Here is a 22,314-nt window from a genome sequence, read left to right as displayed (position 1 = left end):
GATAGAACTATGGTTGATACACAGACAGTGCTTTCGGCCGATGAGGTCATTGGTGCCGCATCGGAAATGTTGTCGCGCCGCTTTGGTGGCACGCCGGAAATGTCAGACATTGAGGATTTAGGCGGATCCGGCAATGCCTTAGTCCTGCGCGCGAAGGTTGCCCCTAGCGCCTTTTTGCCGCATCGCTCTGTGGTCATCAAATACAATCCGGTCACCGGCTACGGCGTGGATGACGCAGCAATGCTGCGCGAGGTCGTGGCCTATCAATTCACCACCGCCTTAGCAGAAGACGTGCGCCCTGGACCCGTGCTGCTCGCCCACGATTTAGACCGGCGCATCATCGTCCTAACGGATTTGGGTGAAGCCGAGACCCTTGCGGATGTGCTCTTAGAATCCGGCGATGAGGATCGCATTCGCATCCTGCGTTCCTTGGGCACGGCATTGGGGCATATCCACGTGGGCACCGCAGATCACGAGCAGGATTTCGAAACCCTGCTCAACCGCACCTTGCGCCATAACCCGGAATACGCCGATCACCAATCCGTGCGCGATCAATCCTTGTATCGCTCCATCGGCATTGGTCTCAATCTGCTGGATGAGGCGGGGCTTGAAGCCCCCGAAAGTTTCCGCAGCTTGGCCAATCAAGCCGCTGAATCCCTCGCCTCTGGCAAGGATAGGGCCTTTACTCCCTTCGATCTTTCGCCGGATAACATCATCGTTTCCAAGCGCTTGCACTTCTTGGATTACGAATGGGCAGGCTTTAGGAACGTGGGCTTCGATGTCGCCTGCGTTATCGCGGGCTTTCCGCAATTCTTGTTTTCTAAGCCAATTACGGATAAGGAAGCAGATACATTCCTCGCCGCATGGTCGCGCGAGGTATCTGAGGTGTGGCCGCGCTTTGCCGATGAAGACGAATTGCACGGACTTATCGTCGCCTCCCTCATCGGCTGGGCTCTGTCCAGCGTGACCACCATGCACGCTGGGGGAATTGAGGGATTGGTTGCTCTTGCTAGCGGGGAAGCGGAGGTTGTCCACGACCCGCAGCGCTCGATCCTGCGCCCACCAGAGAGCGGACCTTTTAATGAGGACGAACTATTCGTGCGCCAAGACCTCTATGAAACCTTTGATGCGCTCGCGCGCTACGCCGCCCAATGCGGGACCGCACCGTGTACGGCCATCGCGGAGTTTGGCAACTTGGTTGCCCGCCGCGTCCACGACGACTAATCACTACACCTTTTTGGGGAGCTATAACCACATGAGCCAGGATTCTCTCTTCGGCGCCTCTCCCAATGCCGGCGGCAGCATGGGAGGCGATGGCTCGGCATCGTCTTTTCCCACGGCCAATCTCTTTGCCACGCACTCCGGTTCGCCCTTGGCCGCGCGCATGCGCCCGCAGACTTTGGAAGAGGTCGTAGGCCAGGACCACCTCCTTGGCCCCGGCAAGCCGCTGCGCCGCTTGGTCGAAGGATCCGGCGAGGCTTCGGTCATTTTGTATGGGCCGCCCGGTACTGGCAAGACGACGATTGCCTCGCTGATAGCCAGCCAGATGGGCCAAAACTTCGTTGGTCTCTCCGCCCTTGATTCAGGGGTGAAGCAGGTGCGCGAAGTCATTACCCACGCCCGCCAAGAGCTTATCCATGGCCGCCGAACGGTCCTTTTCATCGATGAGGTGCACCGCTTCTCCAAAACCCAGCAGGACGCCTTGCTGGCGGCGGTGGAAAACCGGACGGTTCTGCTCGTTGCAGCGACGACCGAAAACCCGTCATTCTCGGTCGTTTCGCCGTTGCTTTCCCGCTCGCTCCTACTGCAACTGCACTCGCTGAGCGAGGCGGACCTCAAAGGCGTAGCGCGCCGCGCGTTAGACAGCGATCGGGGGCTAGGCGAGCGCGACTTAACCATTACTGATGAGGCATTAAACCAGCTCGTCGTGCTTTCTGGTGGTGATGCCCGGCGCAGCCTGACCTACCTTGAAGCGGCCGCGGAAGCAGTCGACGATGGCGGCGAGATCACCGCGACCACGATTACGGATAACGTGAATCGGGCGGTGGTGCGCTATGACCGCGACGGCGACCAGCACTACGACGTGACCTCCGCCTTCATCAAGTCCATCCGCGGCTCCGATGTCGATGCCGCGCTGTACTACCTAGCGCGCATGGTGGAAGCCAGCGAGGATCCCCGGTTTATCGCCCGCCGCCTGATGGTTCACGCCTCAGAAGATATTGGCATGGCAGATCCCACGGCCTTGCAAGTCGCCGTCGCTGCCGCAGAGGCGGCGCAACTGATCGGCTTGCCGGAAGCGCGCATCCCATTGGCGCAGGCAACGATTCACTTGGCGACGGCGCCGAAATCGCCGTCCGTTATCGCTGCCATTACTAAGGCGCAGGCCGATGTCGCGGCCGGCAAGGTGGGCCACGTGCCGCCGCACCTGCGCGATGGGCACTATGAGGGCGCCAAGCGGCTGGGAAATGCGACGGGGTATTCCTATCCCCACGATGATCCGCGCGGGGTAGTGGAGCAACAATACCTGCCCGATGAGCTCGAGGGCACCGTATATTATGAGCCCACCGAACACGGCGCTGAGAAGAGAATCTTTGACTATATTGGCCGTTTGCGCAGGATACTTCGCGGCAAGCGCCGCTAAGTGCGAACCGGCATGGCCGGTTTTGGCCCCACCGATGGGCACAGCCTGCCCACCAGTAGGTAAAGTTGGGTGGGTTAGAAAGCTTCTTGATGGAAGATAAAAGCTTAGACAGTTAGGATTATTGCTCGTGAAGACTCATGAGATCCGGGAACGGTTTACCCAGCACTTCGTCAATTCTGGTCACGAGGTTGTCCCCAGCGCCTCTTTGATCCTGGATGACCCTAACCTGCTTTTCGTTAACGCGGGCATGGTGCCCTTCAAGCCCTATTTCTTGGGCCAGCAGACCCCACCATTTTCGCAAGGCCTTGCCACCTCTATCCAGAAGTGCGTGCGCACCTTGGATATTGAGGAGGTGGGCATTACCACCCGCCACAACACCTTCTTCCAAATGGCGGGTAACTTCTCCTTTGGCCAGTACTTCAAGGAAGGCGCCATTTCCAATGCATGGAACCTGCTGACCAAAGACGTAGAAGACGGCGGGTTTGGCTTGGACCCAGAGCGCCTATGGGTCACCGTGTACCTCGATGACGATGAGGCAGCGGAAATCTGGCGCGATAAGATCGGCGTGCCAGAAAAGCGCATCCAGCGCCTGGGCATGGAAGATAACTACTGGTCCATGGGCGTGCCGGGACCATGTGGGCCCTGCTCGGAAATCTATTACGATCGCGGGTCCGAATACGGCAAGGACGGCGGCCCGATTGCGGATGATAACCGCTACATGGAGATCTGGAACCTCGTGTTCATGCAAAATGAGCGCGGTGAGGGGACCGGAAAGGGCGATTTTGAGATCGTCGGAGAGCTGCCGAAGAAAAACATCGACACCGGCTTAGGCATCGAGCGCGTCGCCTGCCTCTTGCAGGGGGTAGACAACGTTTACGAGACCGACCTGCTGCGCCCGGTCATTGACGTCGCCGAGGAGCTTACCGGCGCCACCTACGGCGAGAAGGCAACGCAGCAGGATAATATCCGCTTCCGCGTGGTGGCTGACCACTCGCGCACCGGCATGATGCTCATCTTGGATGGCGTTACCCCAGGTAATGAGGGCAGGGGCTATATCTTGCGCCGCCTGTTGCGCCGCATCATTCGCTCCGCAAAGCTGCTGGGGGCCGAGGGCGCTACCATGGAGCGCTTCATGAATACGGTCATGGATACCATGACCCCGTCTTATCCTGAGATTGCGGATAACCGCGAGCGCATCCTCCGCGTGGCCATCAATGAGGAAAAGGCGTTTTTGAAGACGCTGGAATCTGGCACCAAGCTTTTCGATGAAGCCGTGGAGGACCTGCGCTCCACCCACCGCGCGAAGACCCAAAAGGTGCTCTCCGGTGATAAGGCCTTTGAGCTGCACGATACCTACGGTTTCCCCATTGACCTCACCCTGGAAATGGCGCAAGAGGCCGGGCTCGACGTGGACATGGACGGCTTTAATGCCGCCATGGGCGAGCAGCGCCGCCGCGCCAAGGCCGATAACCAGGCCAAGAAGCACGGTCACACCGACCTCTCCTTGTACCGCGACTGGGTGGATAATAACCCCACCGTATTCACCGGCTATGAGGAACTGGTCTCGGGCGCGAACGTCATCGGCCTGGTCAAAGACGGCCAGAAGGTCAACGAGGTACACGAGGGCGATGAGGTTGAGGTCATTTTGGACCACTCGCCGCTCTACGCTGAGTCCGGCGGACAGATGGCTGACCGCGGCCGCATTTCTGCGGGCGAATCCCTCCTGGAGGTCAATGACGTCCAGAAGATTGGCAAGAAGCTGTGGGTACACAAGGCTTCCGTTACCGCCGGCGGGCTCGACCTTGGCATGTCCGTTGAGGCTTCCGTCGATGAGAAGTGGCGCCACGGTGCAACCCAGGCCCACTCGGCCACCCACCTCATTCACGCAGCCCTGCGGCAGGTGCTGGGACCCACCGCAGTGCAGGCGGGCTCCCTTAACCGCCCGGGCTACCTGCGCTTCGACTTCAACTACACCGAGCAGTTGAGCCAAGAGCAAATGGAAGAAATCGCCCTGATTACTAATCAGGCGATCGACTCCAATATGGCCGTCAACACCATCGAGACCTCGCTGGAAGAGGCCAAGGCGATGGGTGCCATGGCCCTGTTCGGTGAAAACTACGGCAACCAGGTGCGCGTGGTGGAAATCGGCGGACCATTTTCCATCGAGCTCTGCGGTGGTACCCACGTTGGTTCCTCGGCAGAAATCGGACCCGTTTCCGTGTTGGGTGAGTCCTCAGTGGGCTCCGGCGCCCGCCGCATCGAGGCCTACTCCGGCATGGATGCCTTCCGGTACTACTCCAAGGAAACCGCGCTGGTAGAGGGCGTTTCCCGCGAGCTGAAGGTGCAGTCTGAGGAACTGCCAGAGCGCATTTCTCAGCTTTCGGAGCGCCTCAAGGCCGCCGAGAAGGAAATCGAGGTCCTGCGCAAGGCGCAACTGACCGCGCGGGCCTCTGAATTCATCGACTCGGCTACCGATGTCAATGGCATCAAGACCATTACGCTCCAGCTTCCCGATGGCACTTCTAGCGGCGACCTGCGCACCGTGGCCACCGATATCCGTAACCGGATGAAGGATACGGCCGCGGTCATCGTGCTCGGTGCAGTGGCTAAGGGTAAGTTCCCGTTCATTGCTGCCGCTACGGGCAAGGCGGTGGACGAGGGCGTGAAAGCAGGGGACATCGTCAAGCGCCTCGGCGAATACGTCAACGGCCGCGGCGGCGGCAAGCCAGACATGGCGCAGGGCTCTGGTACCGCGCCGGAAGGTGCGCAGCGCGGCTTTGAGGCCGTCAAGGATCTGTTGCAGTCGCGATAAGGATTCATTGTGGCAAAGGTTGAACCAGATTCCCCCGGAGTGGATGACCCAGGCGAGGGTCGCCGGTTAGCACTCGACGTGGGCACAGTGCGAATTGGCGTCGCGGCATCCAACCGCGAGGCCACCCTCGCTACCCCTGTGGAAACCGTTCCCAGGAAGACCGGCTTCAAAGACCGCGATCAAGAAGACATTGATCGAATTCTCGAGCTTATTGGGGCATATTCCGCGGTAGAAGTCATTGTTGGTTTGCCGCGTGATTTACACGGAAATGGGTCAAAAAGTGTAAAACACGCGAAAGAAATTGCGTTTCGGATTCGACGCCGCTTGAATCAAGATGAAAATATAGATAAAGTTCCACCACCAGTACGCTTGGCTGATGAACGTTTGACGACGGTAGCGGCAACCACCGCGCTGCGCGCGTCCGGCGTGTCCGAAAAGAAGGGCAGAAAAATCATTGACCAAGCTGCAGCGGTGGAAATACTACAGTCCTGGCTGGATGGGCGTGCTAACGCGCTCCGCTCGGATGATGCAGTAGCCCAGCCTTCAAACTCAGGAGACTAAACACGTGAGCCGTAACCAACAACGCCTCGGGCGATCGATGGATGATAAGTACGTCAAGCGGCGCCAGCGCGGCATCGCCGTGGTGGTCGCATCCGTCATCGTTATTCTAGGAGCTCTGATCTACATCGGAGTACGCATCGGCACTTCGTCGGCCGACTACGAAGGGGCCGGTAACGGCACCACGCAATTGGTGGAGGTCCCAGAAGGGTCCTCCATGTCCGAGCTGGGTCCCACGCTCGTGGAAAAGAATGTGGTCAAGACCCAAGAGGCATTCGACTCTGCGGCATCGATGAACCACAGCGCCAGCCAGATTCAACCTGGCTTCTACCGCCTGCAAGAAGAAATGAGTGCGGCGAATGCGGTAGAGGCATTGCTGGATGAAAACAACCGCGTGGACATGCTCGAGGTTCAAGGTGGTGCGACCCTGGAGGATGTCAAGGTCGTCGGTGGTGACGTGCGCTTTGGCATCTACTCTTTGATCTCACAGGTCAGCTGCGATGACGGCAACTGCCTGGAGAAGGAAGAGCTGGAGAAGGCAGCAGCGGAAACCGATCCTAAGGAGCTCGGCGCGCCCGATTGGGCACTGGATGCCATTAAGAAGCGCGGCAATGACCCGAAGCGTATTGAGGGCCTGATTGCCCCTGGTCAGTACGTGCTCGACCCGAATATGAGCGCCAAGGATATCTTGAAGGACCTCATTACCCGCTCTGCCAAGCGCTATGAAGAAACCGACATTGAAAACCGTGCCAAGGCCATTGGTCTTTCGCCGTACGAGCTTTTGACCTCTGCCTCCTTGGTGGAGCGCGAGGCACCTGCCGGCGAATTCGACAAGGTCGCCCGCGTTATCCTGAACCGCTTGGACGAGCCCATGCGCCTCGAGTTCGACTCCACCGTGAACTACGGTCTGGAGGATGTTGAGCTTGCCACCACCGATGAGGCACGTGCGGAGAAGACGCCGTGGAATACCTACGCCAAGGAAGGCCTGCCGGATACGCCGATTTCCTCGCCTTCTGATGAGGCAATCCGCGCCATGGAAGAACCGGCCGAAGGTAACTGGAAGTTCTTCGTCACCGTGGATAAGGACGGCACCACCGTGTTCTCTGATACCTACGATGAGCACCTGGACCGCGTGGATGATGCCATTCGCTCCGGCGTCTTGGACTCGCAGCGCGAGGGCGAAGGGGCAGGTGCCGGCAACGGCGATGCCGCCTCGGACCAACCGGCTGAGTAGGCACTAGGCCGCAGCCAGAAAGGTAGTTGCTCTCCCATGCCGCGCGCCGCAGTACTCGGTAGCCCCATCGCACACTCGCTCTCGCCTATCCTGCACAACGCGGGGTATGCCGCAGTGGGGCTCAAGGAGTGGTCCTATACCCGCTTTGAGGTCACGGCCGATACCCTTGTCCCATTCTTGGAAGAATGCGGCCCCGAGTACCGCGGCTTTTCCGTCACCATGCCCGGTAAGTTCGCCGCGCTCGAGGTTGCGGAAGAACAAAGCGATAGGGCGCAGCTTATCGGGTCCGCCAATACCTTGGTGCGCACCGAACATGGGTGGCGCGCGGATAATACCGATACCGAGGGCGTGCGCGGCGCCCTGCAAGAACTCATTGGGCTTCGGCCAGTCTCCCAGGCGCTTATCATCGGTGCGGGCGGAACCTCCCGTCCAGCGCTGTGGGCCTTGGCAGAACGCGGAATCGACCAGGTCACCATCTTGAACCGCTCGAACCGCCAAGCAGAACTCCAGCCCTTGGCCGAGCGGCTCGGGCTCAATTTGCAGTATGCAACCTTTGACGATGACCTCGAGGACCTTTCCCGCTCCGCGGATTTGATTATTTCCACCGTGCCTTCGGCTGCGTTAGAGGATTATCGCTTCCAGCTTGCCCACGCCCCAGTGCTCGATGTGATCTATCACCTGTGGCCTACGACGCTCGCCGCCTGCGCCGCCGCGAATGGCTACTTCACCGTGGGAGGGCATGTCATGTTGGCGCATCAAGCATTTAGCCAATTCGAGCAATTCACCGGGCTTACTGCACCGCGCGAAGAGATGGTCGCGGCCCTGCAGGAAGAGCTTCGCCTGCGCAACCTCTAACCACGCTGGAAATACGCCCATGTGCGCCGCCTTGCCATGAAGAGTGGCAAGGCGGGCGCTTAGCCTTATGCCATGGGTATTTTCGGGGGAATAATTTATGGCCTGTGGGCAGCCGCCTTGAGCTGGTGGGATATTCGCGAGCGGCGCTTGCCCGATGCGCTGACCATCCCAGCAGGGGTTCTATCGGTCACTGTTGTTAATTGGGGCGGGTTATTCTGGCCGGTGCTGTACCTCCTAGTAGCACTGCGGGGCGCTGGCATCGGCGGGGGAGATATTAAATTGGCCCTGCCGCTGGGCATGCTCGTTGGTGCTGCGGCAGGGCCCTTGGCCGTCCTCATCGCTTGTGGTAGCGCTGCTGTGTTCACGTTGCTTGCAAGCGGTGTCGTACGTGCCAAGGGCGGCGTGCCCCACGGGCCCTCGATGCTCGTGGCCGCCGGGCTGGTCATCGCCGTGCATACCCTCTTTGAGGGGGAGGCGAATATATTGGGGTGCCTAGTTATTCCCTGTGGATAGGTGGCGTGCGATAATACCCGCATGCTTCGTTGGACTACCGCTGGTGAATCCCACGGCCAGGCACTGATCTCCATGCTGGAGCACATGCCGGCCGGAGTACCCATTACCCGTGCTGATATTTCCCATCAGCTTGCGCGGCGCCGCCTTGGATATGGCCGCGGTGCGCGCATGAAGTTTGAAGCCGATGAGGTCACGCTGCTGGGCGGCGTACGCCACGGACTGACCATTGGTAGCCCCATTGCCATCATGATTGGCAATACCGAGTGGCCGAAGTGGACTACCGTCATGTCCGCAGATCCCATCGATATGGAGGATGAGGACGTAGCCAAGGCGATGAATTCGGGCCGTGGTGCGCCCTTGCAGCGCCCGCGCCCAGGCCACGCCGATTTCGCCGGCATGGTGAAATATAACCACAGCGAGGCCCGCCCCATCTTAGAGCGCTCTTCTGCCCGGGAAACCGCCGCACGTGTCGCCGCCGCGACGGTAGCGCGGAACTTCCTGCGGGAAACGCTAGGCGTTGAAGTCTTCTCCCACGTGATTTCCATCGGTGCATCGCAGCCCTATGCGGGTGCTTCCCCGAGCTTTGCGGATATCGAGGACATCGATAATTCTCCGGTGCGCGCCTTTGACAAGGATGCCGAGTCCGCGATGATTTCAGAGATCGAAGCCGCAAAAAAGCAGGGCGATACCTTAGGCGGTATCGTCGAGGTCATAGTCGATGGCCTCCCCATTGGGCTCGGCTCACACATCTCGGGCGATGACCGTTTGGACGCACAGCTGGCCGGAGCATTGATGGGCATTCAGGCGATTAAGGGCGTTGAAATCGGTGATGGCTTCGAAGAGGCGCGTCGGCGCGGCTCTGAAGCCCACGATGAGATGGTCCGCACCGAGGATGGCGTGACGCGCCTGAGCAACCGGGCCGGCGGCTTGGAAGGCGGCATGACTAACGGGCAGCAATTGCGGGTCCGGGCCGCCATGAAACCGATTTCCACGGTGCCGCGCGCTTTGCAGACGATCGATATGGAATCGGGTGCCGATGCCACCGCAATTCACCAGCGTTCAGATGTTTGCGCCGTGCCGGCAGCAGGAGTTGTGGCGGAGGCCATGGTCTCCCTCGTGCTAGCGCGCGCAGTTTTAGATAAATTTGGCGGGGATAGCTTGAGCGAGACTTCCCGCGCCATTGCTGCGTATGAAGAATACGTTTCGCAGCGCCTCGCCTTTAACCAGGAGTAAATGATGACAACGCCCACCGATGTAACGGGACAACCGCATCCTTGCGTCGTATTGATTGGCCCGCCCGGGGCGGGAAAGTCCACGATTGGCCGCCGGCTTTCGCACGCGCTGAATTGCGATCTGGTGGATTCGGATCACCTGATCGAAATGGCCGAGGGAAAACCCTGCGGCGAGGTCTTTAGTGAGAAAGGCGAACCGGCGTTTCGCGAGCTCGAGGCCGAACATGTCGCTGAAGCCCTGCAGAAGGGCGGGGTAGTAAGCCTGGGCGGCGGGGCGGTGATGACGGCCTCCACGCGCGAGCTTCTAGAGCGCCACACCGTCGTATTTCTCGATATTTCCGCAGAAGAAGGCGCGCGCCGCACGGCCGGCGATCGCAACCGTCCGGTATTAGCGGCGGATAATCCGGTTGAACATTATCGTTCCATCGTGGAAACGCGCAGGCCCTTCTACCTGGAGGTAGCCGATTTTCGCGTGCGCACGGATGCTCGCTCCCCGCAGCAGGTCGTGGGCGATATCCTGGGCTTTTTAGAAACCCTCTAGGCGGGGCAGTTACACCTATCCGCGCAATCCTGCAGGCTGAAGCTCCGTAGAAAGGACACCATCATGCCTACCATCGCCGTTAACGGACCGAGCCCGTATGAGGTCCGCATTGGAGCGGGTCTTAGCGAAGATATCGCGCGGCGCTGCGCGGACACGGGGGCTGATAAGGCAGCAATCATCTTCCAGCCTGCCCTGCGCACCGCCGCAGAAGAACTCGCGAAATCCGTAGAACTACAGGGCGTCGCCCCCGTCTTGTGCGAGGTGCCGGATGCTGAGGCGGCCAAGCAACTGAGCGTGGTGGGAGGCGTATGGGACCGCCTTGGTGAGGCCGGCTTTAGCCGCAGCGATATCGTCATTGGTGTAGGCGGCGGGGCAACCACGGACATGGCAGGCTTTGTCGCCGCCGGATGGATGCGCGGCATTAAGGTCATTCAGGTTCCTACGACCCTTCTCGCCATGGTTGATGCCGCGGTGGGCGGGAAAACCGGAATCAATACTAAGGCCGGGAAGAACCTCGTCGGCGCCTTCCACGAGCCGGATTCTGTATTCGTCGATCTGGAGCGCCTAGAGACCCTCCCGCAGGCGGAGATCGTGGCTGGTTCCGCTGAGATCATCAAGACCGGGTTCATTCATGATCCGGTCATCGTGCAGCGCTACGTGGAGAATCCAGCGGCTTGCCTTGACCCAGGCGGTGTCCTGCCCGAATTGATTGAGCATTCCATCGCGGTGAAGGCAGCTGTGGTGGGAGAGGATCTTAAGGAAGCCGGGCTGCGCGAGACCCTCAATTATGGGCATACCTTTGGCCACGCCATAGAAAGGCAGGAAAACTATGCGTGGCGCCACGGCAATGCGGTAGCCGTAGGCATGATGTTCATTGCCCATCTTTCCCATCAGCGGGGCCTGATAGATGCGGAACTCGTGGAATTGCACCGCAGCATCCTGACCAATATCGGCCTGCCTACGACGTATCAATTCGGGAAATTCGCGGAACTATATGAGGCGATGACCCACGATAAGAAAAACCGCGACGGCAAGATCCGCTTCGTGGCGCTAACCGGAATCGGCGCGACGACGCGGATAGAGGGTCCGACGCGCGAAGAACTAGAAGCGGCATATGCCGCTATCACGGAGTAGATATGAAAATCGTTGTTCTCAATGGCCCGAACCTCAATAGGTTGGGCAAGCGCCAACCAGACGTATACGGTTCTACGACGTTAAGCGATGTTGAAAAGCTCGTGTCCGAGCGTGCGGCGAAGCACGGGGCAGAGGTCGAGTTTTTCCAGTCTAATTTTGAAGGCGAGCTCATTGAGAAGGTCCATGCGGCCGCCGATGCTGGAAGTGCCGTCATCATTAACCCAGGTGGGCTGACGCATACCTCCGTTGTCCTGCGTGATGCCCTGGCGGAAATTGCCGATGGCGCCGGTTTCGTGGAGGTGCATATCTCCAACGTGCATGCCCGGGAAGAATTCCGCCATCATTCTTATCTAAGCCCCATTGCCCGCGGCGTCATCGCCGGCCTAGGGGTTTTTGGATACTGCGCCGCGGTGGACTATCTGTGCCAATAAGTACCGGCCAGATCCATGCCCCTCGGGCGCGGATGGAAAGAAGGCATCGAACCTAGCCACCTGCGCCGCGGAAATAGTTATAGTGGAAGAATAAATTTTTCTAAGCTTCACTACGTTCCCGCAAAGGATGATTTTATGGCACTTGCAGATACCCGTTTCAGCGACCGCCGCCGGAAGCTAGCCGCGGAATTAGCCGGTCAGCGCATTGATGCGGTATTGGTAACCCACTTGATCCACGTCCGGTACCTGTCCGGATTCTCCGGCTCCAACGGTGGGCTTTTGCTGCGCAAGGATCTCTCCGCGCTCATGGCTACCGATGGCCGCTATACCACCCAGATTGCCCAGGAAGTCCCGGATCTTGAGGCGGTCGAGGGCCGCGCTGTGGGTAAGGTGCTCCTGCAGCAATTCGACAAGGATGAGACACCGGTTCGCGTCGGCTTCGAAGCCGACTACATGTCCGTATCGGAACTGGAAGATCTGAAGGATTCCGCACCGGATGGGGTCACCTTGGTGCCGATTTCTGGAATCATCGAGGACATCCGCATCACGAAGGATCCGGTAGAGCTAGAAAAGCTCGAGGAGGTTGCGGCGCTTGCTAACCAGGCGTTGGAAGACCTCATTTCCGCCGGCGAGTTGCGGGCGGGCCGTACGGAGCGCGAAGTTGCCGCCGATCTGGAATTCCGCATGCGCATCCTAGGTTCCGAGCGGGTGAGCTTCGATACCATCGTGGCCTCTGGCCCGAACTCTGCCATGCCACACCACGGCGCGGACGATCGTGTGATCGAGGATGGGGACTTGGTTACCATCGATTTTGGCGCTCACCTGCGCGGATTTAACTCTGACTGCACCCGCACCTATGTCGTGGGTACGGCAAACGACTTTGCCAAGGAGATCTACGATGTGGTGCTGCGCGCCCAGCAGGCCGGCGTCGAGGCTGCGGTAGCGGGCACGTCGCTTTCCGATGTCGATGCCGCCTGCCGCAACGTTATCGCCGATGCCGGATACGGCGACTACTTCGTCCACTCCACCGGGCACGGCGTGGGCTTGGACGTGCATGAAGCACCCTTTGCCGCCACGACCGGTAAGGGCGAGCTGGCGCCAGGGATGACGCTGACCATCGAACCGGGCGTGTATGTGCCGGGCAAGGGCGGCGTGCGCATCGAAGATACGCTGATTATCACCGATGGAGCCCCGAAGATCATTACCGCCGCCTCCAAGGACTTTACTGAGCTGCCCGCATAGGTAGGCTTGGCCCCTGCGGCTCCTCCCTTTCCTGGGAAGAGATTTTAGGGGGTACCGGTGGGCCAGCGGGTGCGGGCTATCCGGTAGGCTTATACTTTGCTTTCAACCTTTCAACCACAATATTCGGGAGTTTAACCGCAATGGCTGATACTACTGATTTCAAGAACGGACTCGTTCTCAAGATTGACAATAAGCTGATGCAGATCACCGAGTTTCAGCATGTTAAGCCGGGCAAGGGCCCAGCATTCGTGCGCACCAAGCTGAAGGACGTCGTCTCCGGAAAGACCGTGGACAAGACCTGGAACTCGGGTGTCAAGGTAGAAACCGCCACGGTGGACCGCCGCGACATGACCTACCTGTACAACGACGGCACCAGCTATGTCGTCATGGATGAAAAGACCTTCGAGCAGTTTGAGCTTTCGCCGGATAAGTTCGGCGATGCCGCACGTTTCCTGCTGGAAAACATGCGCGTGCAGGTCTCCTTCTACGAGGATGAGGCATTGTTCGCGGAGCTTCCTATCTCCGTCGACCTCAAGGTAGAGCACACCGAGCCAGGCCTGCAGGGTGACCGTTCCTCCGGCGGCACCAAGCCCGCCACGCTCGAGACCGGCGCCGAGATCCAGGTCCCGCTGTTCATTGAAATCGGCAATGTACTAAAGATCGATACCCGCACCGGCGAGTACCTGTCCCGCGTCAACAACTAGGGCCTTATCTTGTCTGATAACACTGCTAAGCGGGATATCAATCATAAACGGCATACCGCGCGCTACCGGGCGCGCCGGCGCGCAGCGGATATCCTCTATGAAGCGGAGAACCGGGACGTCGATCCCGTCGCCATTGTTGAGGATCGCGTTGCTTTGGCGCGCGAGGAACGCCACGCTGTAGCGCCCATCGCGGACTACACCAAGGTCATCGTCCAAGGCGTAGCAGAAGAGCTAGACGCTATCGATGACACGATCTCGCGTTACCTTTCCCAGAATTGGGAGTTGCACCGCATCCCCGCCGTCGACCGCGCTATCCTGCGCCTTTCGGTCTGGGAGCTATTGTTTAATCCGGATGTTCCCACCGCGACGGCCGTCGTGGAGGGCGTGGAGCTGGCCTCGCAGTATTCTCACGATCAAGCCGCACCGTATATCCACGCGGTCTTGGATGACGTCGCGCAATCTCGTTCCGAGCTAAGCCCGATGAATAACGACGGCGATGAGGAAGAAAGCGACGCCGCGGAAGCCGAGAATTCCCAAGAGGACTCTGCGGCCTCGACGCGCGCAGCGGCGCCAGGGGAGACAGAGGAGCCCGAAGAGTCGGCCCCGGCTGCGGAAGCGGAAGCAGACGCGGAAGAGGAAAACTCCTAAATCAAACCGTTCCCCGTCTCCCGCTGCGCTATGCCGCGGGAGACAGCCGGTTCGCACGGCCCCAACCGTGGCGTTTGTACAATAATTGCCATGGGTAAATTTAAGATCAAAGATGCGCTCGACCTGCGCGCCGGAAAAACCTTTCGGCTTGCGGATGTCGATCCCACGGCGACTCCAGGATTCGATGGCTCAAAGTCTGACTTAGAGGACCGCTTTAAACGCTATGACGATGAGCTTTATGACTTGCAGGAGCGCCTATTTGCTAACGGCAGGGCGCATAGTGATGACGCACCTTCGCTCTTAGTGGTCCTGCAAGGAATGGATACCTCCGGCAAAGGCGGGGCTATTCGCCATGTCTTTTCTGTCTTTGATCCGCAGGGCACGAAGACCGTGGGCTTTGGCAAGCCGACGGAAGAGGAAATGAAACACGATTTCCTGTGGCGCATCCGCAAACACGATCCGGTTCCTGGCCAAGTAGTGGCCTTTGATCGTTCCCACTATGAAGACGTCTTGATCCAACGCGTGCACGAGTGGGTAGATGAGGAAGAGATCGATCGCCGCTTCGAGGCGATTCGTGAGTATGAGCAAGAGCTCGCCGGAAAGCGGGTAAAGATCTTGAAGGTCTTTTTGCACATCTCGCCGGATTTCCAAAAGGAAAACCTCATCGAGCGGACCGAGCGCGAGGACAAGTACTGGAAGTACGACCCTTCAGATCTTGAAGAGCGCGGCTATTGGGATAAATACATGGCCGCCTATGAAGATGCCATCCGCCGGACGGATGAGCTCTGGGCACCGTGGTTTGTTATCCCCACGGATAATAAGAAGTACGCGCGCATGGCCTTGAAATATCTCATCGTCGATGCACTGCGGCACCTGAACCTGTCGTGGCCCGCGCCCGAATTCGATCCGGAGGCAGAAAAGCAGCGCATTCTAGATGCGGACTAGGCACTAGCCGCCCAAAAACCCGCACCGTCGCCGCGCCATAGCACGCGAGTGCGCGAGGCGGGCGAAACAAGTGCGGGGAGGCGCTTAGAGAAAAGGCAGGCTAGGCGTTTCCAGACGGCGTGGAGTTGTCCTCGCCGTTATTGCCAGCCTTCGCCGCGGTTTCAGAACCGAGCTTGGCCATTTCTTCGGCGGCAGAAACCATGGCGTCCTGGCCGTTGATGACGGCATCGACGGCCTTCTTCAAAGCGGTGGTGAGCTGCTCATCGGTCATTCCGGCGGCGGCGGGAATATCGCGCTCGGTGCGGACGACGAGCATATCGTCGTGCTCAGAAATAACTGCTCGCGCGCCGAATGCTACAGAGTTGATCTGGTTGGCGGCGAGGAAGAGTCCGGCATCGGCCTTGGAGAACGAGGCATCGGTTGGCACATCGCAGCGCACGATGACAACGGAATCCAGGACCGCAAACATGGTGGGCAGGCCATTGAGGTTGGCGGTGGCGGCGTCAATTTCGCCTTCCACCTTGGTCAGCTCAATGTCGAAGGTGCCCATGGCAGCTACGACGCGGTCTAGATCGACCTCAGGCAAATTGTTTTCGGTAGATGCGGTGGATGCATTAGTCATGGTTATGCTCCTCCCAGGTGACAAGCTGTGGGTAGTGCTCTTCAACAAAAGCCATGGACTGCAGCATGGAGTCCAAGGTGGACATCACGAAGGCACCGATCTGGTTGCGGGACAGGCCATGGGAAATGTTGATTTCGCGCACGCCGGAGACAGCCAGATTATTTTCGGCCGATTCAAAAAAGCGCAGGGTGGGCGCGAAGTGCTGCTGGTTCCACTTATTGAGGACCATGAGCAGTTGCGGGCCTTCCGAGGCTGGGGCGTTGCCGCGCCAGACGGAGTCTGCCACGAGGACATCGTCACGCACTTGCAGGGCAATGGCGATATTGGAAAAGCCGGTGCGCAGGATCTTTACCGTCTCGCCTTCGCCGACGGTCTGTTCTTCTACGCGGTACTCGAGCTTTTCGGAGTCAAAAATTTCACCGATGCGCTCGAGGGTGACATCCTCAATGGGCGTATCGGGATACAGGGTTGGTTCTTCAGACACGTAAGTAGTCTCAATCCATGTACTAATCGGGGATAATGGTCAACCCTGCCTAGTTTACCTAACTCATAGCGCTCCTACGGCGACTCCCACAGGCTTTCGCCGCCGAGTTCGTGCGCCAAGGCTGCGTCGATGGTGGGGTAGCGGAAGGTATGGCCTATATCTTCCAGCACCTGTGGCTTGACGCGCTGGTCGGCCAAGGCGAGTTCTTGCGCGCCTTGCTTGCCCAGGAGCAAAGCGGGTCCGAATTGGGGGATCGGCAGGATGGTGGGTCGGTGCAATTCGGATCCCAAGGCGGATACGAAGTCCTTATTGAGCACCGGGTTTGGTGATACCCCATTGACCGGACCCTTAAGGTTCTCATCCACGATGGCGCGTATATAGGAGTCGGTGAGATCGTCTAAGGCGACCCAGCTGTACCAAAAGTTGCCGTCACCAAAGGCGCCGCCAAGCCCTGTGGAAAACAGCGCGCGCAACAGCGGTAGCAGGCCGGAATTGCCGGACATCACGATGCCGGTGCGGATATTGACCACGCGCTTCCCGGCCTCGCGGGCGGGGTCGCAGGCTTTCTCCCAGTCCGCTGCGACATCGGCAAGAAAGCCCTCGCCGCGCTCGGCGTCCTCGGTTAGCAGCTCATCGCCGCGCTCAGACCCGTAGAAGCCGATGGCAGAGGCACACACCATGGCCTGCACGGAATCGGTGGCGGCCACTAGGCGGGCGAGGTTTTCGGTGGGGCCCACGCGGGAGTCGCGGATATCGGACTTGTGGCTGTCATTAAAGCGCCCAAAGATGGGCTCGCCGGCTAGGTGTACGAGCACGTCGACGCCCTCGAGGAGATCGGGCCGCGGGTGGTGCGGGCGCCACTCGCGCTGGCCGGATTGCGCGGTGCCGCGCACGAGCTGGATCACGGTGTGGCCCAGGGTCTGTAGCTGTGCGGTCAGGGCGCTGCCCACGCTGCCGCGTGAGCCGGTCATCGCGATGGTTAACGGTTTTTGGCCGAGCTGGGCTTCGCGCAGGCGGTTTTCAAAGGCAATATCCTGGATGAGCTGGTGCTGCCGGTAGGCGAATACCGAGGTGAGGGCCGCAGCGGGAATGCGGGTATCTACCTCGTCCGTAATCAGCGTCCCGTCTGGGTGATCGGCAAAGCGATGCGTATGACGCCACTTGGCAAATTTGCGGATCGGCGCGTTGATGCAGACATCGCTGAAGCTATAGCCGGCCTGGTAGCGCGATAGATCGTGCTGGGCCGTCCACTGCAAACCGCCCGGCAGGGAAAGCAGGGAGGTGCCATCGCCCAGATCGGTGGCCTGTTGCACGGGCTTCATGAATGCGAAAGGTGGGTTTAGGCGTGCGAGCGACCCTGGCCGGGAATGCCACTGCCAGACGCGTTCGCGGGAAGCTGGGACTACGTGTTGCGCGGAGAAACTCACTGCGTGATGCACCTCTTTCGGCTAAGCCTCACCCACGGGTGGGTAAGGTGCTAAGGTAATACGTGTCTATCAGCATAGACGTCTACAAGTTCATTGACAGGCATCCTTTAATGACCGCACCGTGAGGCGGGGAAGGAGGTCACGATGAGTGGAACTGACGTGAACGCGAACGAATTGGAGCTTTTAAGCGCCGATGATGTCTCGCGTACCGTTGCACGCATCGCGCACCAGATTATTGAAAAGACGGCGCTCGATTCCGCGGAGGCCCCGCGGGTCATTTTGCTGGGCATCCCCTCAGGCGGAGTGCCCCTAGCGCAGCGCCTCGCGCAGAAAATACACGAGTTTTCCGGGGTCCCCGTTCCATGGGGCTCGCTCGACATCACGTTGTACAGGGACGATTTGCGCAATTTCCCGCACCGCGCCCTGCAACCGACCTCCATCCCAGATGGCGGCATCGATAATGCCACGGTCATCTTGGTCGATGATGTCCTTTATTCCGGCCGCACCATCCGCGCCGCCCTCGATGCGGTGGGTGATGTTGGCCGGCCTTCGATTATCCAGTTGGCCGTATTGGTCGACCGCGGGCACCGCGAAGTCCCCATCCGCGCCGATTATGTGGGCAAGAACCTGCCCACGGCGCGGGAAGAAGATGTCTCCGTATATATCCAAGACATTGATGGCCGCGATGCCGTTGTTCTCACCCGCTCTACGTCCGCGGGCGATCCCGCGCAGATAAGGGGAACGCACTCATGAAACACCTCATTGATAGCGCGGAACTATCCCGCGCAGAAATCATCGGCCTGCTGGATGAGGCCGATCGCTTCCGCGAGGCGCTCGATGGCCGCGAGGTCAAAAAACTGCCGACGCTGCGCGGGCGCACGATTTATACGCTCTTTTATGAAAACTCCACGCGCACGCGCTCGTCCTTTGAAACCGCCGGCAAGTGGATGTCCGCTGACATTATCAACCTCTCGGCGTCGACCTCGTCCGTGAAAAAGGGCGAGTCCCTCAAAGATACGGGCCTGACCCTGGCGGCCATCGGTGCCGATGCCATCATCATGCGCCACCCGTCCTCCGGTGCGCCGCAACAGCTGGCCCAGTGGGTGGACCCGGATGGGCATGGTCCCGCCGTTATCAACGCCGGTGACGGTGCGCACCAGCACCCGACGCAGGCCTTGCTCGATGCCGTCACGATGCGCCAGCGCCTAGGTCTGCGCGGCGATAATGGCTTCGAGGGCCTGAAGGTAAAGATTGTGGGCGATTGCCTGCACTCGCGCGTCGTGCGCTCCAACGTGGATCTCCTGCACACCCTAGGCGCGGAGGTCACCCTCGTGGGCCCTGCGACCTTGATGCCGTGGGGCGTGGACAAGTGGCCGGTCCGCGTGTCCTATGACTTTGATGCAGAGCTTGCAGATGCCGATGTCGTAATGATGCTGCGCGTGCAGCAAGAGCGCATGGACGGCGGCTTCTTCCCCTCCCACCGCGAGTACGCGCAGCTCTTTGGGCTCTCGCAGCAGCGCGCCGCGGCGCTGCACAAGGACGCCATCGTCATGCACCCAGGTCCCATGCTGCGCGGCATGGAGATCAACTACGCCGTGGCCGATATGGATAAAAACACGGTATTGCAGCAGGTCAACAACGGTGTCCACATGCGCATGGCAGTGCTTTTTACGCTGCTGACCAATGGCGATAACGCCGGGATTTAAATCGGGCAGAGCATAAGCCACGTAAAAGGGAGAGAAAATGACTACGTACCCAGCTACCGGCCGGCTGTCCGCACCGGCCGAAAACCCACTACTGATTAAAAATATTCGCCTGTACGGGGAAGGCGAGCCCACCAACGTCCTCATCCGCGGTGGCGTTATTGACTCCATCGGGCCCGAGGTGCAGGCAGAGGGTGCCGAGACCATCGAGGGCGACGGCAACGTGCTGCTGCCTGGCCTGGTTGATATGCACGTGCACCTGCGCGAGCCAGGCCGCGAGGATACCGAGACCATCGAGTCCGGTTCCAAGGCCGCGGCCAAGGGCGGGTTTACCGCGGTCTTTACCATGGCCAATACCACTCCGGTCACGGATCAGCCCATTATCGCCGAATCCGTATGGGCAAAGTCCCAGGCACTGGGGCTTTGCGATGTCCACCCGGTCGGCTCCATCACCAAGGGCCTAGAAGGCAAATCCTTAACGGAGTTCGGCATGATGGCGCGCAGCGATGCCAAGGTGCGCATGTTCTCTGATGACGGCAAGTGCGTGCAGAACCCACAGCTGATGCGCCGCGCGCTGGAATACGCCAAGGGCATGGACGTGCTACTGGCCCAGCACGCCGAGGATGACCGCATGACCGGTGGATCGTCTGCCCACGAGGGCGAAAACGCCGCACGGTTGGGCCTGCGCGGCTGGCCGCGCGTGGCGGAGGAATCCATCGTTGCCCGCGACGCCCTGCTCGCCCGCGATTACGGCAACCGCGTTCACATCTGCCACGCCTCCACGCAGGGCACGGTGGAACTGCTGCAGTGGGCAAAGGAACACGACATCCCGCTGACCGCAGAGGTCACCCCGCACCACCTGTTGATGACCGATGACAAACTGCGCACCTATGACGGCCTCTTCCGCGTGAACCCGCCGCTGCGCGAACAGCGCGATACGGAGGCGCTGCGCCAGGCGCTTCTTGATGGCACCATTGACTGCGTCGCCACCGACCACGCGCCGCACGGCTCCGAAGACAAGTGCGTGGAATTCGAAAATGCGCGCCCCGGCATGCTGGGGCTGGAGTCCTCGCTGGCGGTCATCGCCAAGCTCTTTGTGGAAACCGGCCTGGCGGACTGGCGCTTTATCGCGCGCGTCATGTCCGAGCGCCCCGCTGAGATCACGCGCCTCCCAGGCCACGGTCGCCCCTTGGAAGTGGGGGAGCCTGCCAACCTGACCATCGTTGACCCACAACACCACTGGGTATCCGATTCCGCGCAGCTCGCATCCAAGTCCCAAAACAACCCCTATGCGGGCGAGGAATTCGGCGCGCGAGTTACCCACACCATCTTGCGCGGCTCGGTAACGTTCGATCTGAACGCCGCTACCCATGACTAACCTTGCACACAGCACCCAATCAAGGCACAGAAAGGCCACGACGTGACTGATAAACCCCCAGCAATCCTCGTCCTTGCGAATGGGCGTACCTTCCGTGGCTACGGCTTCGGCGCTACCGGCACCACCCTCGGTGAGGCCGTATTTACCACCGCGATGACCGGGTACCAGGAAACGATGACGGATCCGTCCTACCACCGCCAGATCGTCGTCTCCGCAGCCCCGCACATTGGCAATACTGGCTGGAACGATGAGGACAACGAGTCCCACGGCAATAATATCTGGGTCGCAGGCCTGGTTATCCGCGATCTGTCCCGCCGCGTATCCAGCTGGCGTGCAGAACGCAGCTTGAGCGAAGAAATGCAGGCCCAAGGCGTCATCGGTATCCGCGGGATCGATACCCGCACCTTGGTGCGCCACCTGCGCAACTACGGTTCTATTTCCGCGGGCCTCTTCTCCGGCGAGGCTGCCACCCGGCCCGTCGAGGAACTCCTCGAGGAGGTAAAGAGCCAATCCTCCATGGAAGGCGCGGACCTTGCCGCCGAGGTATCCACCGATAAGCCCTATGTTGTTGAGGCCCAAGGAGAAAAGAAGCACACCATCGTCGCCTTTGATATGGGCGTGAAGTCCGCAACGCCGCGCTACCTTTCCCAGCGCGGCATTGAGACCATCGTGGTGCCGTCTACCACCACCTTTGCAGAAGTTCAGTCCTATAACCCGGATGGCGTCTTCGTCTCCAACGGTCCGGGTGACCCGGCTACCGCCGATGACACCGTTGCGACCATCAAAAAGGTGCTCGAGGCGAAAATCCCGTTCTTTGGCATCTGCTTTGGCAACCAGCTGCTCGGGCGGGCGCTTGGCCTATCCACCTACAAGATGAAGTTTGGCCACCGCGGCATCAACGTCCCGGTACGCAACCTGCTGACCGGCAAGATCGATATCACCTCCCAAAACCACGGCTTCGCGCTGCAAGCCCCAGATAATTACGACCTGACCGATAAGGACGCCGAATTCGCCTCCGATTTCGGCCCGGCCCACATCACGCATATCTGCTTGAACGATGACACGGTCGAGGGCGTCGCCCTGCGCAATGGCATGGCCTTTTCGGTGCAGTACCACCCGGAATCCGCCGCCGGCCCGCACGATGCCAATCCGCTCTTTGATCAATTCTTAGAGCTCATGGCCAACCACACCCCGAAAAAGTAGTCACCCA

22 protein-coding genes are annotated in these 22,314 nt (G+C 59.8%); 19 read left to right on the top strand and 3 right to left on the bottom strand.

The window, feature by feature from the left end:
• The first annotated feature begins 9 nt into the window (after positions 1-9).
• The 15 genes from MHX65_RS02070 to MHX65_RS02000 all read left to right on the top strand — a co-directional run bounded on the left by MHX65_RS02070 (position 10) and on the right by MHX65_RS02000 (position 15,490).
• Positions 10-1,224: a phosphotransferase family protein gene (locus tag MHX65_RS02070; protein ID WP_126319137.1), complete on the top strand. Its 1,215-nt coding sequence runs from the start codon at positions 10-12 to the stop codon at positions 1,222-1,224.
• A gap of 31 nt (positions 1,225-1,255) precedes the next feature.
• Complete coding sequence (locus MHX65_RS02065) at positions 1,256-2,641, top strand: replication-associated recombination protein A (RefSeq protein ID WP_239268244.1); 1,386 nt, start codon at positions 1,256-1,258, stop codon at positions 2,639-2,641.
• Positions 2,642-2,768: 127 nt separating this feature from the next.
• Positions 2,769-5,453, top strand: a complete 2,685-nt coding sequence (alaS, locus tag MHX65_RS02060; RefSeq protein WP_239268242.1) for an alanine--tRNA ligase — start codon at positions 2,769-2,771, stop codon at positions 5,451-5,453.
• A 9-nt stretch (positions 5,454-5,462) separates the two neighbouring features.
• Complete coding sequence (gene ruvX / locus MHX65_RS02055) at positions 5,463-6,014, top strand: Holliday junction resolvase RuvX (protein ID WP_005283223.1); 552 nt, start codon at positions 5,463-5,465, stop codon at positions 6,012-6,014.
• A 37-nt stretch (positions 6,015-6,051) separates the two neighbouring features.
• Complete coding sequence (mltG, locus tag MHX65_RS02050) at positions 6,052-7,245, top strand: endolytic transglycosylase MltG (protein ID WP_005283219.1); 1,194 nt, start codon at positions 6,052-6,054, stop codon at positions 7,243-7,245.
• Positions 7,246-7,281: 36 nt separating this feature from the next.
• Positions 7,282-8,100 (top strand): shikimate dehydrogenase, encoded by an 819-nt coding sequence (locus tag MHX65_RS02045; RefSeq protein WP_239268240.1) that lies wholly within the window; start codon positions 7,282-7,284, stop codon positions 8,098-8,100.
• A gap of 72 nt (positions 8,101-8,172) precedes the next feature.
• A complete protein-coding gene (locus tag MHX65_RS02040; RefSeq protein ID WP_239268238.1) occupies positions 8,173-8,613 on the top strand; it encodes a prepilin peptidase in 441 nt (146 codons plus the stop codon).
• A 21-nt stretch (positions 8,614-8,634) separates the two neighbouring features.
• Complete coding sequence (aroC, locus tag MHX65_RS02035) at positions 8,635-9,846, top strand: chorismate synthase (RefSeq protein WP_239268236.1); 1,212 nt, start codon at positions 8,635-8,637, stop codon at positions 9,844-9,846.
• Entirely contained in the window at positions 9,847-10,386 is a 540-nt protein-coding gene (locus tag MHX65_RS02030; protein WP_237799516.1) for a shikimate kinase, read from the top strand.
• Positions 10,387-10,449: 63 nt separating this feature from the next.
• Positions 10,450-11,520 carry a 3-dehydroquinate synthase gene (aroB, locus tag MHX65_RS02025; RefSeq protein ID WP_239268234.1) on the top strand — a complete coding sequence of 357 codons (1,071 nt, stop codon included), beginning with the start codon at positions 10,450-10,452 and terminating at the stop codon, positions 11,518-11,520.
• A 2-nt stretch (positions 11,521-11,522) separates the two neighbouring features.
• On the top strand, positions 11,523-11,951 hold the full coding sequence (gene aroQ / locus MHX65_RS02020; protein ID WP_237791867.1) for a type II 3-dehydroquinate dehydratase: 429 nt from the start codon (positions 11,523-11,525) through the stop codon (positions 11,949-11,951).
• A gap of 135 nt (positions 11,952-12,086) precedes the next feature.
• A complete protein-coding gene (locus tag MHX65_RS02015) occupies positions 12,087-13,193 on the top strand; it encodes an aminopeptidase P family protein (RefSeq protein ID WP_239268232.1) in 1,107 nt (368 codons plus the stop codon).
• 140 nt (positions 13,194-13,333) lie between these two features.
• Positions 13,334-13,897: an elongation factor P gene (gene efp / locus MHX65_RS02010; protein WP_023017433.1), complete on the top strand. Its 564-nt coding sequence runs from the start codon at positions 13,334-13,336 to the stop codon at positions 13,895-13,897.
• 36 nt (positions 13,898-13,933) lie between these two features.
• On the top strand, positions 13,934-14,545 hold the full coding sequence (nusB, locus tag MHX65_RS02005; protein WP_370657778.1) for a transcription antitermination factor NusB: 612 nt from the start codon (positions 13,934-13,936) through the stop codon (positions 14,543-14,545).
• Between the two features lie 90 nt (positions 14,546-14,635).
• Positions 14,636-15,490 (top strand): PPK2 family polyphosphate kinase, encoded by an 855-nt coding sequence (locus MHX65_RS02000; RefSeq protein ID WP_239268228.1) that lies wholly within the window; start codon positions 14,636-14,638, stop codon positions 15,488-15,490.
• Between the two features lie 100 nt (positions 15,491-15,590).
• Here the strand turns inward: MHX65_RS02000 and MHX65_RS01995 are convergent, their stop codons facing one another.
• From MHX65_RS01995 to MHX65_RS01985, 3 genes are all read right to left on the bottom strand, one after another.
• Positions 15,591-16,112 carry a YbjN domain-containing protein gene (locus tag MHX65_RS01995; RefSeq protein ID WP_005283188.1) on the bottom strand — a complete coding sequence of 174 codons (522 nt, stop codon included), beginning with the start codon at positions 16,110-16,112 and terminating at the stop codon, positions 15,591-15,593.
• The gene (locus tag MHX65_RS01990; RefSeq protein WP_005279056.1) at positions 16,105-16,596 is read right to left on the bottom strand and encodes a YbjN domain-containing protein; all 492 of its coding nucleotides are present in this window, start codon (positions 16,594-16,596) and stop codon (positions 16,105-16,107) included. The genes MHX65_RS01995 and MHX65_RS01990 overlap by 8 nt, the downstream gene beginning before the upstream one ends.
• Positions 16,597-16,670: 74 nt before the next feature.
• The gene (locus MHX65_RS01985; RefSeq protein WP_239268226.1) at positions 16,671-18,023 is read right to left on the bottom strand and encodes a TIGR01777 family oxidoreductase; all 1,353 of its coding nucleotides are present in this window, start codon (positions 18,021-18,023) and stop codon (positions 16,671-16,673) included.
• A 144-nt stretch (positions 18,024-18,167) separates the two neighbouring features.
• Between MHX65_RS01985 and pyrR the strand changes: the two genes are divergently transcribed.
• From pyrR to carA, 4 genes are read left to right on the top strand one after another with little or no spacing between them, the layout of a single operon-like run.
• Positions 18,168-18,776 carry a bifunctional pyr operon transcriptional regulator/uracil phosphoribosyltransferase PyrR gene (gene pyrR, locus MHX65_RS01980; RefSeq protein WP_239268224.1) on the top strand — a complete coding sequence of 203 codons (609 nt, stop codon included), beginning with the start codon at positions 18,168-18,170 and terminating at the stop codon, positions 18,774-18,776.
• Positions 18,773-19,729: an aspartate carbamoyltransferase catalytic subunit gene (locus MHX65_RS01975; RefSeq protein WP_239268222.1), complete on the top strand. Its 957-nt coding sequence runs from the start codon at positions 18,773-18,775 to the stop codon at positions 19,727-19,729. The genes pyrR and MHX65_RS01975 overlap by 4 nt, the downstream gene beginning before the upstream one ends.
• Positions 19,730-19,766: 37 nt before the next feature.
• Positions 19,767-21,104: a dihydroorotase gene (locus tag MHX65_RS01970; RefSeq protein WP_237800885.1), complete on the top strand. Its 1,338-nt coding sequence runs from the start codon at positions 19,767-19,769 to the stop codon at positions 21,102-21,104.
• A 42-nt stretch (positions 21,105-21,146) separates the two neighbouring features.
• The gene (gene carA, locus MHX65_RS01965; protein ID WP_239268220.1) at positions 21,147-22,307 is read left to right on the top strand and encodes a glutamine-hydrolyzing carbamoyl-phosphate synthase small subunit; all 1,161 of its coding nucleotides are present in this window, start codon (positions 21,147-21,149) and stop codon (positions 22,305-22,307) included.
• Positions 22,308-22,314: the final 7 nt, after the last annotated feature.

The sequence above is a fragment of the Corynebacterium sp. ACRPS genome, from assembly GCF_022346005.1.
In the GTDB taxonomy this organism is placed as follows: Bacteria; Actinomycetota; Actinomycetes; order Mycobacteriales; family Mycobacteriaceae; genus Corynebacterium.
This window is presented reverse-complemented; position numbering and strand designations above follow the sequence as displayed.

Coding starts and splice junctions, on each gene's coding strand:
- mltG (WP_005283219.1), top strand. CDS start 6,052: ATGGATGATAAGTACGTCAAGCGGCGCCAGCGCGGCATCGCCGTGGTG.
- pyrR (WP_239268224.1), top strand. CDS start 18,168: ATGAGTGGAACTGACGTGAACGCGAACGAATTGGAGCTTTTAAGCGCC.
- MHX65_RS02015 (WP_239268232.1), top strand. CDS start 12,087: ATGGCACTTGCAGATACCCGTTTCAGCGACCGCCGCCGGAAGCTAGCC.
- MHX65_RS01975 (WP_239268222.1), top strand. CDS start 18,773: ATGAAACACCTCATTGATAGCGCGGAACTATCCCGCGCAGAAATCATC.
- aroB (WP_239268234.1), top strand. CDS start 10,450: ATGCCTACCATCGCCGTTAACGGACCGAGCCCGTATGAGGTCCGCATT.
- MHX65_RS02030 (WP_237799516.1), top strand. CDS start 9,847: ATGATGACAACGCCCACCGATGTAACGGGACAACCGCATCCTTGCGTC.
- efp (WP_023017433.1), top strand. CDS start 13,334: ATGGCTGATACTACTGATTTCAAGAACGGACTCGTTCTCAAGATTGAC.
- MHX65_RS02045 (WP_239268240.1), top strand. CDS start 7,282: ATGCCGCGCGCCGCAGTACTCGGTAGCCCCATCGCACACTCGCTCTCG.
- MHX65_RS02070 (WP_126319137.1), top strand. CDS start 10: ATGGTTGATACACAGACAGTGCTTTCGGCCGATGAGGTCATTGGTGCC.
- MHX65_RS02065 (WP_239268244.1), top strand. CDS start 1,256: ATGAGCCAGGATTCTCTCTTCGGCGCCTCTCCCAATGCCGGCGGCAGC.
- MHX65_RS01970 (WP_237800885.1), top strand. CDS start 19,767: ATGACTACGTACCCAGCTACCGGCCGGCTGTCCGCACCGGCCGAAAAC.
- MHX65_RS02040 (WP_239268238.1), top strand. CDS start 8,173: ATGGGTATTTTCGGGGGAATAATTTATGGCCTGTGGGCAGCCGCCTTG.
- MHX65_RS01995 (WP_005283188.1), bottom strand. CDS start 16,112: ATGACTAATGCATCCACCGCATCTACCGAAAACAATTTGCCTGAGGTC.
- aroQ (WP_237791867.1), top strand. CDS start 11,523: ATGAAAATCGTTGTTCTCAATGGCCCGAACCTCAATAGGTTGGGCAAG.
- MHX65_RS02000 (WP_239268228.1), top strand. CDS start 14,636: ATGGGTAAATTTAAGATCAAAGATGCGCTCGACCTGCGCGCCGGAAAA.
- aroC (WP_239268236.1), top strand. CDS start 8,635: ATGCTTCGTTGGACTACCGCTGGTGAATCCCACGGCCAGGCACTGATC.